The sequence below is a fragment of the Faecalibacterium intestinale genome, assembly GCF_040096575.1.
Lineage (GTDB): Bacteria > Bacillota > Clostridia > Oscillospirales > Ruminococcaceae > Faecalibacterium > Faecalibacterium intestinale.
This window is the reverse complement of the sequence record NZ_JBBMEN010000008.1, coordinates 56,406-78,453: the sequence shown is the minus strand read 5'-3', so window position 1 is coordinate 78,453 and position 22,048 is coordinate 56,406. Positions and strand designations below refer to the sequence as shown.

Here is a 22,048-nt window from a genome sequence, read left to right as displayed (position 1 = left end):
CGGAGCTGCTGGATCTGCCGCCATTTTGCGCCAGATAATACCCAGTAGGATATGACGCACAGCATCATATCACTGGGGCAAAGAGCTGCGCTCTCTGCACTCTTGCTCCGGGCAAGCTGACAGGCAAAGATTTGCGAATCCCTGCCCGCAGCTCGTCCGGCTTTTTCAGTTGGCCAAATTGACCAACTGATTTTGCCTGTTCCCAAAATGGTAACAGGCAGATAGACGGTCTGATAACGGCCATCCCACCCTGATTCCCATTTTGGGGAATTGGGTAGGAGCTGGTAAGTACCGTTTCCCGTCACTTACCACTCTTGGCAAACTGTCAACCTGACACTTTGCCACCCCCCTATAAAGGAGAACTTTGGCGTTTTGCTGCGTACGTGCGTACGCAACAGGCGGCTTTCTTTGTACGCACGTACGCAGCGAAAGACCGAAAACGCACCATATAGGGGGATCAAAAGCGGGTCATGCCCGCCAGCTATTGGGGGTGAGGTCGGGCTGCACAAGGGCTTCGATGCCCACAAAGCCCCGGACACGCCGCCCGGACGAGTTGACGATGTTGTTGGTGGATTCCAGATTATACCTGCGCTGGTTGGCGATCAGCGCATCGCTGAACCCTCGTGCCTTGATCGCATTCAGGCTGTTCTCCTCGCACCACATCTTGTAGACCTCATACAGCTCTTTCGAGCTGGTGCAGGCATCCGCCTTCAGGCGGATGTAGCCCTCGGATTCGAGGAAATCGAACACATTGTTGTTGTCCCGCTTCACCAGTTCCCGGTTGCGCTTGGCACGGTCACTCTCGGTGAACTGGAAGCCATTCTTCACCAGCCGCTGCAAGCCCTCAAATGCCCACAGCAGGATGCCCTCGACCTCTGCCGCCATCTTCTCGGCAATGTCCGGGTCGTCCACACGAGACAGGGGCTTGTCCTTGGTGGTCAGGATGAGCTGACGGCGATAGAAACCGTCCGAGCGGTCATACAATGCCTGCAAATCGCCATTGCTAAACGCCAGCAGGCGGGCGTACATCCAACCCTGATAACTCTGCTTGCCCTTGCGCTCCAAGTCCATCTGCCCCTGTGCGGTCACGATGGACTTGACATAGTTGGTCTGGCGCAGGGCTTCCATCCGCATATCATCGTCCACGCAGAGCAGGGTGTGTTCGAGGTCGGCACGGGCAAAGCGGTTCTCCGAGATCTTGCCGATGCTGCCATCCTTCATGTTGCAGCCGAACAGCCGGGACAGCACCACGCCGATCTGCGACTTGCCCTCGCCGCCGCTGCCCTTGATGACCATCATGCGCTGACCCTTGTTGCTGGGGATCAGGCAGTAGCCGATGAACTCCTGCACCGTGGGAACGTCCTCCGGGTAGAGCAGGTCGGACAGGAACCGCAGCCAATGGGTGGGCTGTGCAGCTTTCGGGTCATATTTGACCGGGAGCCGGTTGCGGACGATCTCCGGCTTGCCCTCCTGAAAGGTGCCGTCCAGATACAGGGTTCCGTTTGCCAGCGCAATGCGGTCGGTGACAGGTGGAAAGTCCTCCACCTGTGCCGCCAGTTTCAGCACATCCACCACATTGGTGACCTTCTTGGCAAGGTTTGCCCCGACATATTCACGCATCATCTCAAAAATCTCGCAGCGCAGGGGCATGGTATCGGTCATGCGGCCATCCGGGGTGAAAAATGCGCCATTCGAGTAAAGCAGCTGGTGGGTACTCAGAAAATCGTCACAGAACAGGGATTCGTTGAAAAAACCTTTCTTGAACCATGCAGGGGTAAAATTACTCATAGGCATTCCGTCCTTTCTTGGCGTTACGGAAAAACGATGTGATCATTTTGATCACATCGTTTTACTCCGCAACTGGGAAATCAACGTCCTGCCGTTCTCCCTGCATGGCTTTCCTGCCCCCCTTCCGGCGGCGTTTTCCGGCTCTCCTTCTCAGGGTCATCGCCGGGTATCCCATGCAGACGGTCATGCGGTTTTCAAGGTTCGTTGCTGATTTTGCAATAAAAAATCGCCACACAACAACCTGAACCTGACCATCCCTTCCGGGATGGCCTTGGTTCGGGTTCGTTATGTAGCGATAGAAAGTTAAAAACTTGCTCCGGCTCCTTCGGGAGCCGAGCTGGAACTCTAAGTAAATATGTTATATTAAATTGTTGGGATAGATTACCACAAAAATCGCAGTGTGTCAACAAAAAACTTTGAAGATGTGCTGATTTCGGCAGCTTGCAAGAAAAAACAAGGGAAACTTTGGCAAAAAGAGAGAGGGCTGGACGGTGCCAGCCCTCTTGACAAAATAGCTTATCGGCTGCGTTTCCGATATTCATTTGGCATACAGTTATTTTTTCTCTTAAAGATTCTATAAAAATAGCTCACGTTCTGATATCCTACAAAACTGGCAATATCTGTAACGCTCATATCAGAATTCAGAAGCAACTTCTCTGCAGCTGTCAGCTTTTCATGTTGAACGAGTTCATTAAAGGTGGAGCCGGTGTATTTTTTGAGCATTGCAGAGAGGTAGTTTGGATGCAGATTGAACTGTTGGGCAGCGGACTGCAAGTCACAGGTTTTATAGTTGTTTTCAATGTAGCGGAGTGCAGGCATCACATAAGTTCCTTTATTATGCGTAGCCGGGTGATCGGACGTCACGTTCAAGGTGTTGATGAGTTCTGAGATGATGAGCGAAAATAGACTGTTCAGCATATCGTAAGATGCTGGAGAAGGTTCATACCACTCACAGAGAAATTCTGTGATGAAGAGCCGAAGCCGCCGACTGCTTTCGGAAGAAAATAGAAAAAAGTCGTCTAGACGATTGTTAGAAGTAAAGGCATTCAGAAGAAAATTTGATACAATACCAGTAGAAGAAATACGATTAAAGAAACCGTGGGTAAGATTATTCTGTCCCAGAGCAATTTGGATGAGGATATCATCCGTACCAAGTTTATTGATTGTGTGTACGATACCGGGAGACATGAGCATGAGCTGTCCCTGCTTCATCTCATATTCCGTATCGTTGATGTCTTGTACGCAAGAACCGGAATACATATAGCTCAGTTCGACCCAATCATGGACGTGTAGAGGGTAGCTGCGAAAGCGAGAATGTTTTTTAACCAGAAAAGGCGCACCGTTATTTTCCTCTGAAATCGCCGCATAGGAAAACTGCATCACCTCTTTGCCATCCATACAGCAAACGGGAAATTCCTTTAACAAAGAACGCCGCATCCCACAGCGGTAAAGGGCTTCATGTTTTGTAATCGTGCGCAACTTCTGGTCGAGTTGTTCGGGATTCACGGCAAATTACCTCCCAAAAGAATGTCGTATGAACGTCTTTCTTTATAAAATACCAAAAATCTTTGATTTGGTCAATAAAGAAATTTGAAAGGAACATGGAAAGCCTTTGAAAAAAGCTTATAATGGAATTAGAAAAAGCGGCCGCACACAAAAGAACGGAGGGAAAATATGTCAAAATATACTGATATGTCAAATGAGCTGTTGAAGCTAATTGGCGGAAAAGACAATGTTGCAAGTGTTACCCATTGTGCCACTAGACTGCGCATCCGACTGCATGATGAGGACAATGTTCCGGTGGAAGAAATCAAGAAGCTGCCGGGAGTACTGGGCCTTCAGAAGAACGTCGGTGAAATTCAGGTCATTATTGGACCGGCAGTTGATGATGCTTATCAAGAATTTATGAAGCTTGGTGGTTTTGAGACAAAGGCACCAAAGAAAACCGTACCGGCACAGAAGCGGAAAAAGGGATTTAAGGCTGTGCTGAACACCCTGTTCTCGGCCATGACCGGCTGTATTTCGCCTATTGTGTACGCTTTTGTTGTCATGGGCATGTTCAAATCCATTTCTGCTATCTTCGGACCGAGCCTGCTCGGTTTGTTCACCGCAGAGTCAGATGTATATGTTCTGCTGGAAGGTATTGGCAACGCCATCACCTACTTCCTGCCGTTCCTACTGGCCTACAGTGCTTCGCAGAAGCTGGGTGCCAACACGGTAATCTCCATTGCCATGGCCGCTATCATGCTTTCACCTGCCATGACCGGTGTAGTGGCAGCGGGTGAGCCGTTCAAGGTGTTCGGCCTGTTCCCGATGACCCTTATCAACTACAGTTCTACCTTCCTGCCGATTCTCCTAATCGTGGCAGTGCAGGCTTATGCGGAGAAGCTGCTGAATAAAATCATCCCAAATGTGTTAAAAACAGTATTCGTACCCACGCTGACGGTTGCCATCATGACAGTTCTGGGCCTGTGCGTTCTGGGTCCCATCGGTCAGTGGCTGGGTGACGGCCTTGCTGCCATCGTTATGCTGCTGAGCACCCATGCAAGCTGGTTGGAAGGCGCACTGGTGGCCGCGCTATATGTCTTTATGGTGGCGTTCGGCCTGGGCGGTCCGGTGTTCTTGGCTACCTTTGCAGTTTACACGCAGACTGGTTCTGATGGCCTGTACTTCCCGTATATGTGCATTTACAGTATGGCACTGGTTGGCATCTGCATTGGCTATATCGTCCGCAGCAAGTCTGCTACCGAAAAGCAGACCGGAACGGTTGCTCTGACTTCCCAGCTGCTGGGCAGTGTATCTGAGCCGACCATTTACGGCATTCTGTTCCGCAATAAGACCTGCCTAATTGTAGAAGTTGTTGCAAGTGGCATTGCAGGTTTCTACTGCGGCCTGACTCACACGGCGGTGGTCGGTATGACCTTTAGTCTACCAGTAGTTGGCTCCTTCTTGGCTTTCTCTGGTGCTTCTACTGCAAACATGGTCAACGGTGCAATTTCTCTGGTCGCTGCTTTTGCGCTGGCACTGATTGGTACGCTGGTATTCTATAAGGAAGAAAATGCAGCATGATGTGACGCTGCATAATGGTACATAAATGGTAAATGAAGAACGGAAAGGATGCAGTATGAAGTCATTTCCAAAAGGATTTCTGTGGGGTGGTGCAACCTCTGCAAGCCAGATCGAAGGCGGCTATGCGGAAGGCGGAAAAGGTCTTTCGATTTACGATGTCCGTACCGCTGGCAGTGCGAATGAACCCCGGTACTATACCTATCTTGACAAGGACAGCAAGCCGGGAAAATTCGCCGAACTGCGGGAACTGCTCCCGGAGGGCGCAAAGTATGCCCTCCACGCAGGGGAGTATTATCCCAACCATACGGCAATCGACTTCTATCATCATTATAAAGAAGATATTCGTATGTTTGCCGAGATGGGATTCAAGGTTTTCCGGATGTCAATCGACTGGTCTCGTATCTATCCCACAGGAATGGAAGAAGAACCCAATCGGCAGGGGTTGGAGTTTTACTGGAACATCTTCCGGGAACTGAAAAAGTACAATATTGAGCCGCTTGTCACCATCTGGCATGGAGAAACGCCGCTGTATATTGAGAATGAACTGCTGGGCTGGGCAAACCGCAAGACCATTGAACTATTCAAAAAATATGCCCGGACGCTGTTTGAAGAGTACAAGGGTGTCGTACACTACTGGCTTACCTTCAATGAAATCAATAATGCCTTGATGTTCCTGAATTTGCTGCCAACAGAGTCGGCTGCAAATGATGCACAGCGTACCTTTACTCTGCTGCACCATCGTCTGCTGGCTAGCGCAGAAATCGTGCAGATGGGTCATGCCATCGACCCAGAAAACAAGATCGGCTGCATGATTTGCTATGGCGAGAGTTACCCGGCCACCTGCAACCCCAAAGATGTGATTGCGGATATGGAATTGAAGCAGATGCAGCAGTTCTATTGCAGCGATGTGCAGGTGCGTGGTGCCTATCCTTCCTACTCAAACCGCATTTGGGAGAAGTATGGCGTACAACTGGATGTGACCGCAGAGGATAGAGCGGTGCTGAAAGCCGGAACGGTCGACTTCTACAGCTTTTCTTACTACTGCACCTCGCTGGTCACGGCAGAGGATACAGAGGGCAAAGAGAAGGTAAAGGGCAACTTTACGGCAGGCATCCGGAATCCATATCTGGAATACTCCAAGTGGGGCTGGGCTATTGATGCAGACGGTCTGCGCTTCTCTCTCAATGAAATCTACGACCGTTACGGCATCCCGGTCATGGTCGTGGAAAACGGCTTGGGTGCTGCTGACACTGTGGAGACCGACGACTCTATCCACGATGATTACCGCATCGACTATCTCCGCAAGCACATTACGGCTCTGCGCGAAGCAATCAACGATGGAGTAGATTTGATTGGCTACACGACCTGGGGTTGCATCGATGAGGTCAGCATGGTGACCGGGGAGATGAAAAAACGGTACGGTTTCATCTATGTAGATCGAGATAATGAAGGCAGCGGAACTTTGAAACGACTGAAAAAGGATTCGTTTTACTGGTATAAAAAGGTGATTGCTTCAAACGGCGAAAATCTGTAAATGAAAGAACAGCCATCTATTGCGTCAAATTGATGCAGTAGGTGGCTGTTTTCTATATTAAATACCTTAATCTTCCAGTCTGCTGTGGTCACAGCCCAGTGACAGATAATGCTTGATCTCTCCACCCAGCACAAGCTGCGCGTACTCCAGTGGCCTGTTGTACAGCAACCAGTCCAGTTTTGCCCGCCGCGCCGGGGTGTTGCCGTACTCATTCTCGATGGCGGCGCAGCCGATAGCAAGGGCAGTGCCACCCTCGAACCGGGCTTCCACCCGGTTGATGTCCATGCTATAGCGACAGGAAAGTAGTTTGTTCATGGTGAACCTCATTTCTATATCAAACGGTTTCTGTTCGGATGTCCTAAACCCTGCCATAGAACCGATGTGTCATGTAAGATTGTTGTCTGGATAAAACTGGATAATTTTGCACTCTGAATACGGTCGAAATCCGGTTCGCTGGACTGTGCGGAACGCCCTGTTTTGCCGGGCTGATTTTAGCTCTGCACATTTTTGCACACTTTTTGCACACCGGAACGGCTGGATAACGGATGCAAGAGGGGATGGCAGGTGCAAAGAATGCAGCAGATGCAAAACACAAATTTACGATAAAACGACAAAAGCAACGAATTGACGCAATTTTAAAAATTGACGATTGTTGCATGCTGGTTTCTCTTAATCAGTGGGCCCAGGGTTCGAGTCCCTGGAGGTGCACCACAACAACAAAATCTGAACTTTTTTCCGATAGGAGAAGGGTTCGGATTTTTTGTATTCTTTGGAAAACAGAACGAATCCCTTGCTTCCATCGAAAAACGTCCTAGACCTTATCATAAGAAAGCACGACAGACCACTGTGAGAGTGCCGTAAGGCGGAAAGGACACAAACATGAAGTACGATGAAAGCGCCTGCAAATTCAACATGGACACCGGGTGCGTGGAGCTGCTGCTCCGGGATGGCAGAAAGGTTTCTATCGACTGCACCGGGGTCGAGGATGCACTGGACGTGACCATGGCGCAGCAGACGGAACAGGACTACCTTATCTACAATGACCCGCTGGGATATGCGGATTTGATTCTGAACGGTGACCCGGAGAAATATTTGAAGAATGTGGCTGGAAGCCATGGGCTAGAAGATTAAGGGTAAAACAAAAACAGGGTGCGCCCCGCGGACGCACCCTGCAAAAGACCACAGACAAGCGATATGTACAACAGGGAGTTCCCCGGCGGGAACGCTCTGTTTCTCTTTGCCGGAGAGATGAGCCTGTTCTGTCTGCCAAGGCAAGCTCGCGTTTGAGCAGCAACAAAAGCCCCAGTGGGGCTTTTAAGCGGCAGCGCGGTCTGCGACAGCAGATGGAGGGGCGTTGCCCCGACAAGCGCTACCCCAACAAGATCACTTAGAAAACTCGCAAGAGTTTGAGAAGTGAAGTCCCGGATGGACAGGAAATTTTCAAGAATTGAAAATTTGTGGCCACGGGACGGTTCTTGCCCTCTACCGCTGCGCTCAAAACGCATAGACCGCGTTTGCGAAGCGCAGCGCAGCAATGAAAGCCCCAGTGGGGCTTTTAAGCGGCAGAACGGTCTGCGATAGCAGATGGAGGGGCCTCGCCCCGACAAGTTCTACAAATGTTTCCGAATTGTTAAGACGCAAAAAGCTGACCCCAAATGAATACGATGTGTTTTTCAGCTTTCTGGAAAACACGGTGATGAAAAACGCATACTGACAGCAAAACCGCTCCGAGCGTTCTGCCCGGAGCGGTTTTGCGTCAGCAGTATTTATGCAGAATGGTCATAGACGGAGGGAGAAGTCATGCGTCCTTGCACAGCTTGGTCAATTCTTCAATGGCGGCATCCTCGTCCGGGCCATCGGCGGCGATGGTCACGGTCTCGCCGCACTTCACGGCCAGACCCATTACGGCAAAGATCTTCTTCATGTCGGCGACTTTGCCGTTCTTAGTCATAGTGACTTTGCTCTCAAAGCCTTTGGCAGCTTTGCTCAGGATACCGGCGGGACGGGCGTGCAGACCTTCTTTGTCCTGAATGGTGATATCGATGCTCTTCATAAAAATCTCTCCTTTTTGGAATCGTTATTGTAAGTGCTCCAGCACATAATTCATATCGGAAGTGGTCTTGAGCTGTTCCAGCGCATCCTCGTCTTCAAGGATCTCGCAGACATTGCCCAGCAGGTCAAGATGGTCGTTGCCGACACCGGCAATGCCGAACACGAGGTAGGCTTTTTCATCGCCGAAGTCCACGCCCTGCGGATATTGCAGCAGGACAACGCCGGACTTTTTAACGGTGCCCTTCTTCTGGCTGGTGCCGTGGGGAATGGCTACGCCCATGCCCATGTAGGTGCTCACCAGCTTTTCGCGCTCCACCATGGCGTCGGCATAACTGTCATCCACATAGCCGCGCTTTGCCAGCAGCGCACCGGCAGCACGGATGGCCTCCTCCTTGGTGACGGAGGGCAGACCCAGCTGGATGTCCTCCGCCTGGATCTTCATCACGGAATCGTTGGCTTTGGAAGCCTCGGTCACGGCAGCCGCCAGAGGGGCTACGGCTGCGTTACGCAGGTCGGATACGATCTCCTCATTGGCGGCAGCTTCGGCCTTGGCATCCAGTGCCGGGGTAGTGGAGGTCAGTGCGTTGTACAATGCGTCCAGATGCGGATCTGCAAGGAAGTTATCCAATGTAACAAGCTGTGCCTGCGGGGCGCACTTGGCGGCGCGGTCAGCCAGAACGCGCTGGCAGACCACCACGTCCGCGTCAGCGGGGATGGTGTCCACGCTGGAGTTGGTCACGGTCAGGTCGGGGCGCTCCGCCTTAATGCGGTTGTGGAACTTGGTAGCACCCATGGCGCTGGAACCCATACCGGCATCGCAGGCAAAGACGATCTTGCGGATCTGGCCGACATTCACGGCAGTAGGCTCAGGAATCTCGCCCTTAGCCTGTGCCTTCATCTCCTTCATTTCGTTCTGGGCGTCGGTCAGGCTCTTGGTGTGACCGGAGGTTGCTTTCAGAATGACCGAGGAAAGGACAAAGGAAACAGCACCGGCGATGACAACGCCCAGCAGAACGGTGAGAATGGAATCCCGGGGAGCCATTGCCATGTAGGCGATGATGGAACCGGGAGAAGCAGGACCGGACAGACCTGCACCGGTCATAGAGTAGAACAGGATGGCACAGAAGTTGCCCACGATGGGGGCGATGATGATCACGGGGTTCATCAGGATGTAGGGGAAGTAGATCTCGTGGATGCCGCCCAGCAGGTGGATGATCACAGCACCGGGAGCGGACTGGCGGGTGGTGTCGTCCTTGCAGAAGAAGCAGTAGGCCAGCAGGACACCAAGACCGGGACCAGGGTTGGCTTCCAGCATATACATGATGGAGCGGCCGGTCTCAGCAGCCTGGCTTGCACCGATGGGGCTGAAGATGCCGTGGTTGATGGCGTTGTTCAGGAACAATACCTTGGCAGGCTCAATAAAGATGGACACCAGCGGCAGCAGGCTGTGCGCCACAAGGAAGTCCACACCGGCGGTCAGCACGGTGAGGATGGCAGTCATGAACGGGCCGATGACGTAGTAGCCAAGGATGGCCAGCAGCATACCCAGAATGCCGATGGAGAAGTTGTTGATCAGCATCTCGAAACCGGCGGGGATATGGCCTTCCACCTTCTTGTCGAACTGCTTGATGACCCAGCCGGCCAGAGGGCCCATGACCATGGCGCCCATCAGCATGGTGTAGTTCGAGCCGCAGATGCAGCCCACCACGGCGATGGCGGCGATGACACGGCCGCGGTCGCCTGCAATCATCTTGCCGCCCTGCCCTGCAATGAGGATGGGCAGCAGGTAGGTCAGCATCGGGGAGACCATGCTGGCCAGCTTTTCGTTGGGGAACCAGCCCGCTTCAATGAACAGAGCAGTGAGGAAGCCCCACGCGATGAATGCGCCGATATTCGGCATGACCATGCCGCTGAGGAACTTGCCAAAGCGGGAAACAGCGTTTTTCATTTGTAGCTCTCCTTTTTCACTTGAAAGGCAGGCGGTGCAGCTCCTGTGGCATGGGAGCTGCGGCCTGCGGACGGTTGTTCGGAGGAGCTTTCGTTTCGTTCTGGCACTATTCTAGCCGATACTGCGCCGGATTTCAATGGTGACAAGCGGTGGGGTTGTCACCGGAGGATGGTGACACCAGTGGGCTGATACGGCAACATTTCCAATGGATGCGCGGGTGATTTGTGCATATTTGCTGATGCACCGGGATACAAGACGGGAACAAGGAAGCTTTTGTCACCGGGCAATGGTGACAAAAAACACACAACTTCTTTTCTGCGTTGGGGGCTGGCAGACGGGGTGGCACTATGCTACAATAGAAGCAATGGGTAACTTTTTGGAAAAGGAGAAAAGCAACATGGGTGCGGTGTATCGTGAGGAACTGTCGGCAAATGCACGGAAGCTGATCGAGCAGCTGCTCAGCCTTCCGCAGGGCTGGGTGACGGCGGCGGCGCTGGCTGAAAGCATCGGGGTCAGCCGCCGCACCGTGCTGCGGGAGCTGCCCGCTGTGGAGCAGTGGATGCAGGCTGCCGGGGCGCATTTTGTGCGGAATCCCGGCAAGGGTCTGCTGCTGGATGAAGCGCCGGAGCGGCGAGACGCACTGCGCACCCAGCTGAACAGCGGCGACAGGAAAGAACTTTCCCGCGCAGAGCGGCGGCAGCAGCTTTTGACAAGGCTGCTCAGCGAGCAGGAACCCTGCAAAACAGCGGTACTGGCACGGGCGCTTGGCGTTTCGGAAAGCACACTGTCTGCAGACTTGGATGAACTTGAGACCAAGCTACACCCCTACCGGGTGGAGATGTTCCGCCGCCCCGGCGTGGGGGTCTGGCTGCAGGGGGATGCTTCTTCCTACCGGAGGGTGGTGTCTGCCCTGCTGCGCAGCAGTATGCCGGAAAAGGAACTGGCAGAGGTGCTCTGCGGACGGATGCCGGAAAACGAGATCTTCTCGACCCTGCTGGATACAAAAACGGCCGAAAAGGTCTGGGCGGTTTTGCAGCAGTTTGAACAGGAAGAGCAGCTTCATCTGCCGGATGCAGGCTTTCTGGCGCTGGCGATCCATTGCACCCTGACCATTCAGCAGCTGCGGCAGGGCGGCGACAAGGGCAGTGCCCCCAGAGGGCTGCGCCCGGCGGGCAATCATGCTGCCCGGCTGGTGGCGGCGCTGAACCGCGCCTTCGGGCTGACCCTGCCGCCTGAGGAAGCGCAGTATCTGGAACTGTATCTCTCCGCCTATCTGGGCGCAGAGGACCCTTGGGGCAGCGCACAGGAGATGGAGTTGCGGAATCTGGAAGCCGCCCTTATCCGGGAAATGGAAAAGGCGCTGCACACAGACCTTTCCGGTTACACCTCCCTGCGGGATGACCTGTACTGCCACCTGCGCCCCATGCTGCTGCGGGTGGAGCAGAACATTCGTACCGAAAACCCCCAGCTGGACACCATCCGCACCGCCTACCCCGGCCTGTGGAAAGCCACCCGCACCGCCTGTGATGCGGTGCAGCAGCAATTCGTTCTGCCCGCCATTTCAGACGATGAAGCGGCCTACCTTGCCATGCACTTTGGCGCAGTGCTGGAACAGAATGCCATGTTCCGGCTGCGGCTGCGGGTGGTAGTGGCCTGTCCGCTGGGCATGGGCTCCAGCCGCTTTCTGGCTTCCAGGCTGGGAAACGAGTTTCCCTCTTTGCAGGTAGAGGGGTGCTGCTCGGTGCGGGAGCTGAACGCCGCCGACCTGTGCCGGAGAAAAATCGACTTCATTATCTCCACCGTGCCGCTGGAACTGGATTACCCGGCGGTGTGCATCAGCCCTTCCCTGCTGGAACCGGATCGTGCCGTGCTGAAGGACGCTATCACGCGGTACAGCCAGAACCGCGCAGAACCGGAACCGGCGGTGCAGCCTGTGCAGGATGCACCGCACGCAGGCTCCAAGCTGCAGTATTATGCGCGCCTGACCCGGTCCATGACCGGGCTGCTGGAACATCTGACCATCCAGCCCGTCAAGGCTCCCGGCAGCCGCGCTGCCCTCATCCATGCAGCGGCGCAGCTGTTCTGCCCGCAGGAAGCGGACGCCCGGCTGGTGGAGCAGCAGCTTCGCCGCCGTGAAACGCTGGGCGATACCTACATCAAACCCCTGTATGCCCTGCTGCTCCATTGCAGGACAAGTGCGGTAAAGGACTGCCGCTTGGGCTATCTGCAGGCACAGCCGCCGGTCTATGAGCCGGGGCGCATCGTGCTGGGGGCACTGGTGCTGCTGGCCCCGGACGACGGGAACGGCGTCCCGGTGGAGGTCATGCAGAATGTCAGCGGGCAGCTGATCGAAACGCCCCGACTGATGGAGGCACTGCGCACCGGCCAACAGCAGGAAGCTGCAGACCTGTTGGAACAGGGCTTTGACCGCACCTTTTTTGCGGACTGCAAACCGCCGCACACAAAATGAATTGAAAACGCACTCCCGGCTTTTGCCTTTTTGGGCAGAGCAGGGAGCTTTTTTGTTATTATAACAAGATACCTATTAGAGAACTTTTGAACTAAAAATCATGTATCCCAGAAAGTTGGCGAAAAGCACCAAAAACGCGCGGTGCAATTTGTTGAAACAACAGCTTGACAGGGGCAAGAACTGTTGGTATTATAATGCCAGAGCTTTCGTTTCAACAGTTTCGAGTTTCATAACAACAATCGTGAAGGAGGCTGTTGTTCCCATGATCTACACCGTAACATTGAATCCGGCGCTGGACAAGACCGTTGAGATCCCGAACCTTGCGCTGGACACCGTAAACCGGATCACCAAGATGCGTACCGATCCCGGTGGCAAGGGCATCAACGTCAGCAAGGTGATCGCAAAGCTGGGTGGGACCAGCAAGGCTATCGGCATTCTGGCCGGTAACAGCGGCAAAGCCATTCAGGACGCATTGGACGGTGAAGGGCTTGCCCACAACTTCCGTTTCGTGCCCGGCGAGACCCGCACGAACCTGAAGGTCATCGACCCGGAAAACCACACCAACACCGACATCAACGAGCCGGGTATCGAGGTGGATGCCCCGGAGCTGACCGCCCTGCTGTACGACCTGCTGAAGGAACTGAAGCGGGGGGATATCGTGGTGCTGGCAGGCAGCCTGCCGAAGGGTGCCCCCAAGGACACCTACTACACATGGGTGGAATCCTGCAAAAAGGCAGGGGCAAAGGTCTTTCTGGATGCAGACGGCGAGCTGCTGGCAGAGGGGCTGAAGGCTGCTCCCTATCTGGTCAAACCCAACAACGACGAGCTTTCCCGCATGATGGGCCAGGAGCTGAAAACGCTGGATGAACTGGCCGATGCCGGTCAGGCGCTCATCCGCAGGGGCATCGAACATGTGGTGGTGTCCATGGGCGGTCGGGGTGCGCTGTATCTCCGCAAGGACAGCGTGATCTACGCTCCGGCACTGAAGGTCAAAGTGGGCAGCACGGTGGGTGCCGGCGACAGCGTGGTCGCCGCTCTCGCCTACGCCGAAGCGGAAGGGCTTAGCGAAGAAAACACTGTTCGCCTGTCCATCGCCACAGGAGCCGCCAATGTGATGTGCAGCGGCACACAGGCTGCAGAGCGCAGCCAGATCGAAGAACTGCTGCCGCTGGTCACCTTCCAACATCTGTAAAACTTCTTGAAAACACAACGGTAACTGTTATAATAAAAGGAGAGTTTCATTATGAAAGTCAAAGCTGTTCGTCTGCACGCCGCCAACGATCTGCGTCTGGATACTTTTGAACTGCCGGAGATCAAGGACGATGAGATCCTGGTCAAGGTCGTTTCCGATAGCATCTGCATGTCTACTTACAAGTGCGCCATCCTCGGCACTGGTCACAAGCGTGTGCATCCGGATGTAGCCGAGCACCCCGCCATCATGGGTCACGAGTTCGCCGGTGATATCGTCAAGGTGGGCAAGGCGCATCAGGATAAGTTCAAGCCCGGCATGAAGTTCACCCTGCAGCCCGCCCTGAACTACAAGGGCACCATGTGGAGCCCCGGCTACTCCTACGAGTTCTTCGGCGGCGACGCCACCTACTGCATCATCCCTGCCGAGGTCATGGAACTGGGCTGCCTGCTGGAGTACAAGGGCCGTGCTTACTACGAGGCTTCTCTGGCCGAGCCTATGAGCTGTTCCATCGGTGCTTTCAACGCCGCCTACCACACCAAGATGGGTGTGTACCATCACGATATGGGCATCAAGAAGGGTGGCAAGCTGGCGATTCTGGCCGGTGCAGGCCCCATGGGTTTGGGAGCTCTGACCTACGCACTGCACCGTGATGTGCGCCCCGGCATGGTGGTGGTCACCGATATCAACGAGGATCGTCTGGCCCGTGCGGAGTCCCTCTTCCCCCCGAAGGAGGTCAAGGAGAAGGACGGCATCGACCTGTACTTCGTCAACACCGCCAACATGGCAGACCCCGCTGCCGAGCTGCGGGAGCTGACCGGCGGTACCGGCTTTGATGATGTGTTCTGCTACGCCCCCATCGCGCCGGTGGTGGAGCTGTCCAGTGCTGTGCTGGGTCGTGACGGCTGCCTGAACTTCTTTGCAGGCCCCACCGACAAGCAGTTCAGTGCCAAGATGAACTTCTACGATGTGCACTACAATTCTACCCATGTCATGGGCACCACCGGCGGTAATACCGCCGACATGATCGAGTCGCTGGAACTGACCGCCGCTAAGCGCATCGACCCGGCTGTGATGGTCACCCACATCGGCGGTCTGAACGCCGCTGCCGAGACCACCCTAAACCTGCCCAAGATCCCCGGCGGCAAAAAGCTGATCTACACCCACCTGACCATGCCCCTCATCGCCCTGACCGATCTGCGTGCCAAGGGCGAACAGGACAACGACCCCCGCTATACCGCACTGGCTGACATCGTGGATGCCCACAACGGCCTGTGGTGCCCGGAAGCAGAGGAATATCTGCTGGCAAACTTCAACCCGGAGGACTAAGCGGAACGTGCCATGGGACAGGACAAACGCAGACAGGAGGAATCCCCCATGGAACAACGCCGCAATCAGATCGTGGAGCTGGTGAACCGCAAAGGCAGCATTAGCTTTGCCCAGCTCAAGGAAGCTTTCCCTTCCGTTTCGGAAATGACCCTGCGCACCGACCTGAAAGCACTGGATGAAGCCCGCCGTGTGGTGCGGGTGCATGGCGGTGTCAAGTCGGTGGAGCAGGTGGTAGGCACAGACGACCTGCTGAGCCGCCGTTCCGCCCGCAATGCCGAAGCAAAGCAGATCATTGCCGAAAAAGCCACTGCTCTGCTGCGCCCCAACACCACCCTGTTTCTGGATTCCGGCAGCACCGCCACAGCAGTGGCCCGGTGCATCCCGGATCAGCCCATGCTCATCTACACCAGCGGCCTGAGCTGCGCCATGGAGCTGGCAAAGCTGGAAAAGCCCCATGTATCCCTGCCGGGCGGCAGCCTGAACCGGTTCAGCCTGAGCGTCTGCGGTGCACAGAGCATCCAGACGATGGAGGGCATCAACTTTGATCTGCTGCTGCTGGGCGTGACCAGTTACAGCCCGGAAACCGGTTTTACCTGCGGCGTGGAGGATGAAGCACGGCTCAAGCAGACCGTGCTCCGCCGCAGTGAGCAGAAAGCCGTGCTGCTGGATTCCTCCAAGATCGGACTGAAAAGTACATTCCACATCTGCGAGCTGTCCGATATTGATATTGTGATCTCGGACGGAAAGCTGCCCGTAGAATTTTTACAGGCCTGCCGGAACGCAGGCGTAACGGTACTATAAAAGGAGTATTATTATGAAGATCATCCGCGCAAAAGATTATCAGGATATGTCCCGCAAAGCGGCCAACATCATCTCCGCACAGGTCATCATGAAGCCGGACTGTGTACTGGGTCTTGCCACCGGCGGCACCCCGGTGGGCACTTATGCCCAACTGGTGGACTGGTACAACAAAGGCGATTTGGATTTCTCCGAGGTCACTACTGTCAATCTGGATGAGTACCGCGGCCTGCCCAAGGAGCATCCCCAGAGCTACTGGTATTTCATGAACGAGAACCTGTTCAGCAAGGTGAATATCGACCCGGCCAAGACCAACCTGCCGGACGGCACCAATCTGGACACTGCCGCCGAGTGTGCCCGTTACAACGGTATCATCCACAAGCTGGGCGGCATCGACCTGCAGCTGCTGGGCATCGGCCCCAATGGTCATATCGGCTTCAATGAGCCGGGCGAAGCCTTTGAGCTGGAGACCCACTGCATCGACCTTGCTCCCACCACCATCGAAGCCAACAAGCGCTTCTTTGACGGCAACGAGAACCTTGTCCCCAAACAGGCATACACCATGGGCATCAAGACCATCATGCAGGCACGCAAGGTGCTGGTGGTAGCCAACGGTAAAGCCAAGGCACAGGCCGTCAAGGACGCCGTGACCGGCCCTGTGACCCCTGCCTGCCCCGGCAGCATCCTGCAGCTGCATCCGGACTGCATCCTTGTGGCAGACGAGGAAGCACTGAGCCTGCTGTAAACTCCCAAAGACAACTTCTTCATTTACCATAACTTTGCTTAAGATCCAACCAAAGCACAGAAAGGGCCGGACTCGTTGCACGGGTTCGGCCCTTTCTGTCAGAAATAAGATTTATCTTGCAATCTTACGCAAAATATGGCATATCCATTATACGAAACATTGTTTGAGATGCACGTTCCACCGTTCGATGCGGAATCGGGTATCCAGAATATGCTCAATGCGATTCAGGCGGGCATCCTGCCCAGCTCCACCAAGGAGCGGTTGGAGCAGCTGGAAGAAACCAAGCGTGAACTTGAAGCCCGCATTGCGGAAGAAAAGCTGGCAAAGCCCAAGATCAAAGAGGAATTTATCCGTTTCAATCGCAAGGGCAGGTTTGGAATACTGTTCTAACCGGCATATTTTGCGATATGCAATCCAACGATGTTGCAAACGATTGAAAAAGTTGGATTGCGATGGCTGCTTCGCTTCCGTAAGCTGGACATGAGCCTGAAAGACCAGCGGCAGGCACTGCTGTGTGAGCAGCTGTGCGGCGCAGGCTACTCCGAACGATGTTCCTAGAAACACAAATTGCTACAAAACGGCAAGGCCGCCTGGCAGCAGGCGGCCTTGCCGTTTTGTACTGTATTTCGCTAAATCAGGAAGCTTTCCGCGACCTCACAGCGCCACGTTGACCGGCAGGACATACACACCGTCGGCGGCGTAGAAGGTGATCTGAGTAACAGTCTTGCCGATGATGGATGCAAAATAAGGATCATCGGCATTGAAGCCCAGCTTGGTACCATGCCAGATGTTGGTCACATGATGCAGGCCGTACTCACTGCCATCGGCGGTGGTCAGCACTACGCCGTAGACCTTGTTGGTCTTGTAGTCCAGATCAAAACCGGAGATCTTCATCTCGTAGGTGGTGTGGTGACCGTTGGTGTTCAGTTCCACGGTTGCGCCCTCTACAGTGGTCTCAGTGGCGTGGACCTTGCCAAACTCCCACTTGCCGCTCAGCAGGTTGTACCATGCGGTGATGTAGTAGGCCGGGGTCTCGTTGAGTTTGTAGTAAGCGTAGCTCTCGTTCTCAAACAGAGCATCTGCGCCGGTGTAGGTGGTAGTGGATTCCTTGCCCTTCAGGGTAACAGTAATGTCGTAGCTGTCGGCATCGGTGACCTGCTTTGCGTTCTTCAGTGCCCACGGGGTCAGCACCTTGACCGGGCAAGAAACGCCGGTGATGTCGGTGCCATCGGTGTTGACGTGGTAGGAACCGGCAGCAAGGTTGCCTGCACGGGTCTTGTTTTTGGTGGCGCTGGTAACAGCATCGATCTCAGATGCGTTGTCCACACCGGCAGCCTTGTAGAAGTCGGCGTAGGGAATGTTCATCTGGACGTAGCTGGAGGTCAGGCAGTTTTCCTGTTCCACATCTTCCGCAGCAAAAGCAGGAACTGCCACAGCGCATACCAACATAGCGGCCGCAAGGGCACTAGCAAATACTTTTTTCAATCTCATGGTAACACACCTCTATCTCAGTTTTGAAAATGGTTAGCACTGCCTAACAATTTGCGCAAAAAATGCAGGGGTAAAACCCCTCAAATGGTTAGGCAGAACAAATCTTTGGGATTAAAATAGCACTCCCACAGGGCGTTGTCAAGCAGAAACAGACAAGTTTGCAGAGGTGAATTTTTTCGATGCAGGAAACGATTTGCATCTTTCATGCGGCGAGGGGAGACTTCGATAACGAAATCTCTTTCGGAATCTCCGAAAACGCCTAAACATCTTGACAGAGACAACAGCAGGGCGTATTATCTTGGCAGAAGGACCGCTGAGAAGCGGCTTTTTATAGAGCAGAAAGTTAGCTTTGTCTAACTATTCGGTGCCCATATCCCGGAGGACGTCTGGAAAAGGCAGATCGTCTGCACCTGAAAAATGTGACCTTCCGGCAGGGGGATGTGGGTGCGCTGCCCTTTGCGGACGGCGCGTTTGACGTCGTTTTGTCGTTGAACGGCTTTCACGCGTTCCCGGATAAGGAGGCCGCTTACCGGGAGGTCTTTCGGGTCTTGAGACCCGGCGGGATCTTCTGCGGCTGCTTTTATGTAAAGGGCGAACAGAAGCGGACGGATTGGTTTGTCCGGCACGTTTATGAAGGGATGGGGTTCTTTACACCGCCCTATGAGACGGCCTTCAGTTTGAAAAAACGGCTGGAGAAACGGTACGCAACCGTAACACTTGGAACAGTGAAGGGCATGGCATGGTTTGTCTGCCGGAAAGCAGAATAAGGAGAACAGGGAGGAACCTATGAAATACAAAATCGAGAAAAACACCGTGCAGGAGACGCTGATTCTCCCACTGTATTCCCGGAAGCTGTGTACCGAGTTGTATCCGACCCTTTACCGGGACGAGACGGCGGTGCGTCTGATTGATGAAATCGACTACGACTTTTCGCAGGCAGAGAAAAACTCCCGCAGCCTGATGCAGCGTTTCGGTGCGCTGGAGGTGGCCATGCGGCAGAATGACCTTGCGTGGGAGGTGCAGGCATACCTGAAAACGCACCCCGGTGCAGCGGTGGTCAATCTGGGCTGCGGGCTGGACAACACCGGCAAAGCCTGCGACAACGGCAGATGCAAGATCTACAATCTGGACTTCCCGGATGTGATCGCCTTGCGGCAGCAGCTTCTGCCTGCCGGGGAGCGGGAGCAAAACATCCCCTGTGACCTGAAAGACCCCGCATGGTTTGACAAGATCGATGCCTCCGGCGGGGCGGTGTTCTTTGCCTCCGGGGTGTTCTATTACTTTCTGACCCAGCAGGTCAGGGCGCTGGTGCAGGGGATGGCAGACGCGTTTCCCGGCGGTGTGCTGGTCTTTGACGCTGCCAACCGCACGGCGGTGAAGATGATCGCCAAAACGTGGCTCAGGACGGCGAAAATCAAGGATGTAGGGGCGTATTTTGCGGTTTCGGATGCAAAAAGCGAGCTTTCCCCATGGGACAGCCGTTTGCAGGTGTCCAGCAGGGGATATATGTTAGGTTACAGTGACCTGAAAGACCTTTCCGTCAGCGGCTTTTTCCGCTTTCTTGCAAAGGTCGGGGACAACGGAATGAAAATGCAGATCGTGAAGATCGGGTTTGGAGGCAGACAATGAAGTATGCCGGGATGCCCTTTGGAATGTGGGCGCTGTTTGCCGGTTCCTTTCAAAAGCAGCTGACCGCGGTGCTGGGCTATGATGCAGACACTGCAAAAGCCATCACGAAAAAGGCAAAGCCGCAATACCAGCAGATCATTCGCAGGCTGCCGGAGTTTGAAAAGGCCGACCGCTTCAAAATGAATCTGGTCAACTGCGCCATGATCGGGGCGTTCATTCTCTCCATGCCGCAGCGCCCGGAGGTGGACAGGCTGACGGATTACTACACAAAGTCCATGATGACAGCGCCCATGCAGTGGTTCTGCCGCAAGAGCGGAAAAAGCAAATTTACCCCAAAGGATATTGCCACCATGAAAGCCACCGCTGCTCTGAAAGCTGCCGACCGCAACCCTTACTCGTGGAACATGGAATTTTACGAATACCCGGATGGCAGCGGCTACGAGGGACGCTTTACCAAGTGCGGCATCTGTGTGCTGATGAAGGAGCTGGGGCTGTACGACCTGACCCCTGCTTTGTGCCGTCTGGACTACACCATGAGCGAAGCAGGCGGTGTGACAAATTTTGTGCGGCAGTATACCCTTGCTTCCGGCGGACCCTACTGCGACTGCGGGTACAAAAAGAAAGGGTAACGGACGATGTCCGTTATGAGCCAGAGCAGCACGAATAGTGCTATCGTGGTCTGGTGCATCGCGGCTGCACACTTTCTGCACCCTATTTGCACGTTTGGCTTTTTGCAGGGCAAGAAAACCGACATGGCAAAACCAACAAAAAGCAAAGCGAAACATTGTAACACTTTACAAAACAAAAAACTGCCTGACAAAAAAGTTGCTGCACTTTTCGGATTGAAAGAACCAGCAAAAAACGCTATACTTTCGTCAACGGGAGCAAAGGCGCTTGGTGATCGTTCACCAAGCGCCTTTTTTGTACCCTGCGGGGCAGCTTTTTTACGGCTGGGTCAGCACCTCCGGGTCGCCGGGCTTATAGATATGGGTCTTGGTCAGGCGGCGCATGGTGTCCTCGTGGTTGCGGCTGGCGTAGGCGGTGTACAGGATATCCATCACGTTCAGCTGGGAAAGCCGGGAGGACATGGCACCGTTGCGGAACAGGCTCTCGTTGGCAGCCACATACAGCACATGGTCGGCCAGCTGCGCCACCTCCGAGGGGTAGTAGCGGGTCACCGCGATCACCGGTGCGCCGCCCGCCTTCATCTCCTTGATGCACTGGATCATCTCCATGGTCTGCCCGGAGTAGGAGAACACGATGCCCACATCCTGCGCGGTGGCGTTGCGCGCCTGCAAAAGCTGCGAGTGGGAGTCCTCGTTGACCACACAGGGCTTATCCAGCCGCAGAAATTTCAGGTAGGTGTCCTTTGCCACGCACAGCGAGGAGCCGATGCCGAACAACAGCACCGTGCGCGCGTTTGCGATCAGCTCCACGCACTGCTCCAGCTCGTCCAGCAACAGCAGCCGCTGGGTGTCCAGCAGGCTCTGGATGTTCTTGTGGGTCACCTTTTCCACGATCTCCTGCAAACTGTCCTGCGGGGTGATATCCTTTTCCCGGTGGCTGCCGTTCTCCCCAAGGGTGGCAAGCTCCAGCGTCAGGGCGTGGCGCAGCTCCTTGTAGCCTTGAAAGCCGATCACCCGGCAGATGCGCACCACGCTGGAAGGGGAGGAGAAGGAGCGCCGCGCCAGCTCCCGGATGGTGAGGGTGGTGGTCTCGTCCGGGTTGTCCAGAATGAACTGCGCGATCTGCCGCTCGGTGCTGCTGAGGGAGGGCTGCACCTCCCGCAGGCGTAAAAGAACGTTCTGCATATCGATATCTCTGTTGTATTTCAGGATGGATTGAACAAGCTGCACAAAAAAGTCATACTTGTGAGCAAAAATTTCAAAAACAATGCTTGCATAAAACATTGTACCACAAAATAGTCTTTTTGTGGACATTTTGTTTGAAAAAGTTTATACTTTGGTCACAATCACGCCGCAAGGGTGCGGCAGAAAGCGGAAAGT

The 22,048-nt window shown here is 54.5% G+C and carries 19 protein-coding genes and 1 pseudogene; 12 read left to right on the top strand and 8 right to left on the bottom strand.

The annotated features are described in order from the left end of the window. The 3 genes from WMO20_RS08005 to WMO20_RS07995 form a co-directional block, all read right to left on the bottom strand. Nucleotides 1-305: hypothetical protein (locus WMO20_RS08005; RefSeq protein WP_349186427.1), on the bottom strand; the 305-nt coding region annotated here is incomplete at its 3' end. A 163-nt stretch (nucleotides 306-468) separates the two neighbouring features. After that, entirely contained in the window at nucleotides 469-1,788 is a 1,320-nt protein-coding gene (locus WMO20_RS08000) for a DNA primase family protein (RefSeq protein WP_207685982.1), read from the bottom strand. Between the two features lie 516 nt (nucleotides 1,789-2,304). Next, complete coding sequence (locus tag WMO20_RS07995; protein ID WP_349186426.1) at nucleotides 2,305-3,294, bottom strand: AraC family transcriptional regulator; 990 nt, start codon at nucleotides 3,292-3,294, stop codon at nucleotides 2,305-2,307. A gap of 168 nt (nucleotides 3,295-3,462) precedes the next feature. On the opposite strand from WMO20_RS07995, the gene WMO20_RS07990 reads away from it, so the two are divergent. Next, on the top strand, nucleotides 3,463-4,857 hold the full coding sequence (locus WMO20_RS07990; RefSeq protein ID WP_349186425.1) for a PTS transporter subunit EIIC: 1,395 nt from the start codon (nucleotides 3,463-3,465) through the stop codon (nucleotides 4,855-4,857). 55 nt (nucleotides 4,858-4,912) lie between these two features. After that, complete coding sequence (locus WMO20_RS07985; RefSeq protein WP_055187032.1) at nucleotides 4,913-6,391, top strand: glycoside hydrolase family 1 protein; 1,479 nt, start codon at nucleotides 4,913-4,915, stop codon at nucleotides 6,389-6,391. A gap of 66 nt (nucleotides 6,392-6,457) precedes the next feature. Here the strand turns inward: WMO20_RS07985 and WMO20_RS07980 are convergent, their stop codons facing one another. Further along, nucleotides 6,458-6,706, bottom strand: a complete 249-nt coding sequence (locus tag WMO20_RS07980; RefSeq protein WP_015538144.1) for a DUF6061 family protein — start codon at nucleotides 6,704-6,706, stop codon at nucleotides 6,458-6,460. Nucleotides 6,707-7,270: 564 nt separating this feature from the next. Between WMO20_RS07980 and WMO20_RS07975 the strand changes: the two genes are divergently transcribed. Next, on the top strand, nucleotides 7,271-7,522 hold the full coding sequence (locus WMO20_RS07975; RefSeq protein WP_349186424.1) for a DUF6061 family protein: 252 nt from the start codon (nucleotides 7,271-7,273) through the stop codon (nucleotides 7,520-7,522). 667 nt (nucleotides 7,523-8,189) lie between these two features. On the opposite strand, the gene WMO20_RS07970 is transcribed toward WMO20_RS07975, so the two are convergent. Together WMO20_RS07970 and WMO20_RS07965 are read right to left on the bottom strand one after the other, a co-directional pair. Next, nucleotides 8,190-8,444 carry an HPr family phosphocarrier protein gene (locus WMO20_RS07970; RefSeq protein ID WP_006735298.1) on the bottom strand — a complete coding sequence of 85 codons (255 nt, stop codon included), beginning with the start codon at nucleotides 8,442-8,444 and terminating at the stop codon, nucleotides 8,190-8,192. A gap of 24 nt (nucleotides 8,445-8,468) precedes the next feature. Beyond that, nucleotides 8,469-10,391: a PTS mannitol transporter subunit IICBA gene (locus tag WMO20_RS07965; protein ID WP_349186423.1), complete on the bottom strand. Its 1,923-nt coding sequence runs from the start codon at nucleotides 10,389-10,391 to the stop codon at nucleotides 8,469-8,471. A gap of 397 nt (nucleotides 10,392-10,788) precedes the next feature. On the opposite strand from WMO20_RS07965, the gene WMO20_RS07960 reads away from it, so the two are divergent. From WMO20_RS07960 to WMO20_RS14540, 6 genes and pseudogenes are all read left to right on the top strand, one after another. After that, nucleotides 10,789-12,861, top strand: a complete 2,073-nt coding sequence (locus tag WMO20_RS07960) for a PRD domain-containing protein (protein WP_349186422.1) — start codon at nucleotides 10,789-10,791, stop codon at nucleotides 12,859-12,861. A 262-nt stretch (nucleotides 12,862-13,123) separates the two neighbouring features. Beyond that, complete coding sequence (gene pfkB / locus WMO20_RS07955) at nucleotides 13,124-14,053, top strand: 1-phosphofructokinase (protein ID WP_349186421.1); 930 nt, start codon at nucleotides 13,124-13,126, stop codon at nucleotides 14,051-14,053. Between the two features lie 51 nt (nucleotides 14,054-14,104). Beyond that, a complete protein-coding gene (locus WMO20_RS07950; protein ID WP_117929075.1) occupies nucleotides 14,105-15,379 on the top strand; it encodes a zinc-binding dehydrogenase in 1,275 nt (424 codons plus the stop codon). Between the two features lie 48 nt (nucleotides 15,380-15,427). Then, nucleotides 15,428-16,180: a DeoR/GlpR family DNA-binding transcription regulator gene (locus WMO20_RS07945; RefSeq protein ID WP_349186420.1), complete on the top strand. Its 753-nt coding sequence runs from the start codon at nucleotides 15,428-15,430 to the stop codon at nucleotides 16,178-16,180. Nucleotides 16,181-16,193: 13 nt separating this feature from the next. Further along, the gene (gene nagB, locus WMO20_RS07940; protein WP_015537130.1) at nucleotides 16,194-16,922 is read left to right on the top strand and encodes a glucosamine-6-phosphate deaminase; all 729 of its coding nucleotides are present in this window, start codon (nucleotides 16,194-16,196) and stop codon (nucleotides 16,920-16,922) included. A gap of 129 nt (nucleotides 16,923-17,051) precedes the next feature. After that, nucleotides 17,052-17,435: pseudogene (locus tag WMO20_RS14540) on the top strand (hypothetical protein); the annotation flags it as partial. 141 nt (nucleotides 17,436-17,576) lie between these two features. Here the strand turns inward: WMO20_RS14540 and WMO20_RS07930 are convergent. After that, nucleotides 17,577-18,326 carry a hypothetical protein gene (locus WMO20_RS07930; RefSeq protein WP_349186419.1) on the bottom strand — a complete coding sequence of 250 codons (750 nt, stop codon included), beginning with the start codon at nucleotides 18,324-18,326 and terminating at the stop codon, nucleotides 17,577-17,579. A 446-nt stretch (nucleotides 18,327-18,772) separates the two neighbouring features. Here WMO20_RS07930 and WMO20_RS07925 point away from each other — a divergent pair, with 446 nt between their 5' ends. From WMO20_RS07925 to WMO20_RS07915, 3 genes are read left to right on the top strand one after another with little or no spacing between them, the layout of a single operon-like run. After that, nucleotides 18,773-19,180 (top strand): class I SAM-dependent methyltransferase, encoded by a 408-nt coding sequence (locus WMO20_RS07925; protein WP_435387760.1) that lies wholly within the window; start codon nucleotides 18,773-18,775, stop codon nucleotides 19,178-19,180. A 19-nt stretch (nucleotides 19,181-19,199) separates the two neighbouring features. Continuing rightward, nucleotides 19,200-20,042: a class I SAM-dependent methyltransferase gene (locus WMO20_RS07920; protein ID WP_112091899.1), complete on the top strand. Its 843-nt coding sequence runs from the start codon at nucleotides 19,200-19,202 to the stop codon at nucleotides 20,040-20,042. Further along, the gene (locus tag WMO20_RS07915) at nucleotides 20,039-20,671 is read left to right on the top strand and encodes an L-2-amino-thiazoline-4-carboxylic acid hydrolase (protein WP_349186417.1); all 633 of its coding nucleotides are present in this window, start codon (nucleotides 20,039-20,041) and stop codon (nucleotides 20,669-20,671) included. The genes WMO20_RS07920 and WMO20_RS07915 overlap by 4 nt, the downstream gene beginning before the upstream one ends. 315 nt (nucleotides 20,672-20,986) lie before the next feature. Here the strand turns inward: WMO20_RS07915 and WMO20_RS07910 are convergent, their stop codons facing one another. Next, the gene (locus tag WMO20_RS07910; protein WP_015565747.1) at nucleotides 20,987-21,853 is read right to left on the bottom strand and encodes a MurR/RpiR family transcriptional regulator; all 867 of its coding nucleotides are present in this window, start codon (nucleotides 21,851-21,853) and stop codon (nucleotides 20,987-20,989) included. Nucleotides 21,854-22,048 lie beyond the last annotated feature (195 nt).

Bases quoted from the DNA above. Each gene is read 5' to 3' on its own strand.
- WMO20_RS07970 (WP_006735298.1), bottom strand. From the start codon at position 8,444: ATGAAGAGCATCGATATCACCATTCAGGACAAAGAAGGTCTGCACGCC.
- WMO20_RS08000 (WP_207685982.1), bottom strand. From the start codon at position 1,788: ATGAGTAATTTTACCCCTGCATGGTTCAAGAAAGGTTTTTTCAACGAA.
- pfkB (WP_349186421.1), top strand. From the start codon at position 13,124: ATGATCTACACCGTAACATTGAATCCGGCGCTGGACAAGACCGTTGAG.
- nagB (WP_015537130.1), top strand. From the start codon at position 16,194: ATGAAGATCATCCGCGCAAAAGATTATCAGGATATGTCCCGCAAAGCG.
- WMO20_RS07980 (WP_015538144.1), bottom strand. From the start codon at position 6,706: ATGAACAAACTACTTTCCTGTCGCTATAGCATGGACATCAACCGGGTG.
- WMO20_RS07990 (WP_349186425.1), top strand. From the start codon at position 3,463: ATGTCAAAATATACTGATATGTCAAATGAGCTGTTGAAGCTAATTGGC.
- WMO20_RS07975 (WP_349186424.1), top strand. From the start codon at position 7,271: ATGAAGTACGATGAAAGCGCCTGCAAATTCAACATGGACACCGGGTGC.
- WMO20_RS07950 (WP_117929075.1), top strand. From the start codon at position 14,105: ATGAAAGTCAAAGCTGTTCGTCTGCACGCCGCCAACGATCTGCGTCTG.
- WMO20_RS07945 (WP_349186420.1), top strand. From the start codon at position 15,428: ATGGAACAACGCCGCAATCAGATCGTGGAGCTGGTGAACCGCAAAGGC.
- WMO20_RS07910 (WP_015565747.1), bottom strand. From the start codon at position 21,853: ATGCAGAACGTTCTTTTACGCCTGCGGGAGGTGCAGCCCTCCCTCAGC.
- WMO20_RS07915 (WP_349186417.1), top strand. From the start codon at position 20,039: ATGAAGTATGCCGGGATGCCCTTTGGAATGTGGGCGCTGTTTGCCGGT.
- WMO20_RS07965 (WP_349186423.1), bottom strand. From the start codon at position 10,391: ATGAAAAACGCTGTTTCCCGCTTTGGCAAGTTCCTCAGCGGCATGGTC.
- WMO20_RS07960 (WP_349186422.1), top strand. From the start codon at position 10,789: ATGGGTGCGGTGTATCGTGAGGAACTGTCGGCAAATGCACGGAAGCTG.
- WMO20_RS07920 (WP_112091899.1), top strand. From the start codon at position 19,200: ATGAAATACAAAATCGAGAAAAACACCGTGCAGGAGACGCTGATTCTC.
- WMO20_RS07985 (WP_055187032.1), top strand. From the start codon at position 4,913: ATGAAGTCATTTCCAAAAGGATTTCTGTGGGGTGGTGCAACCTCTGCA.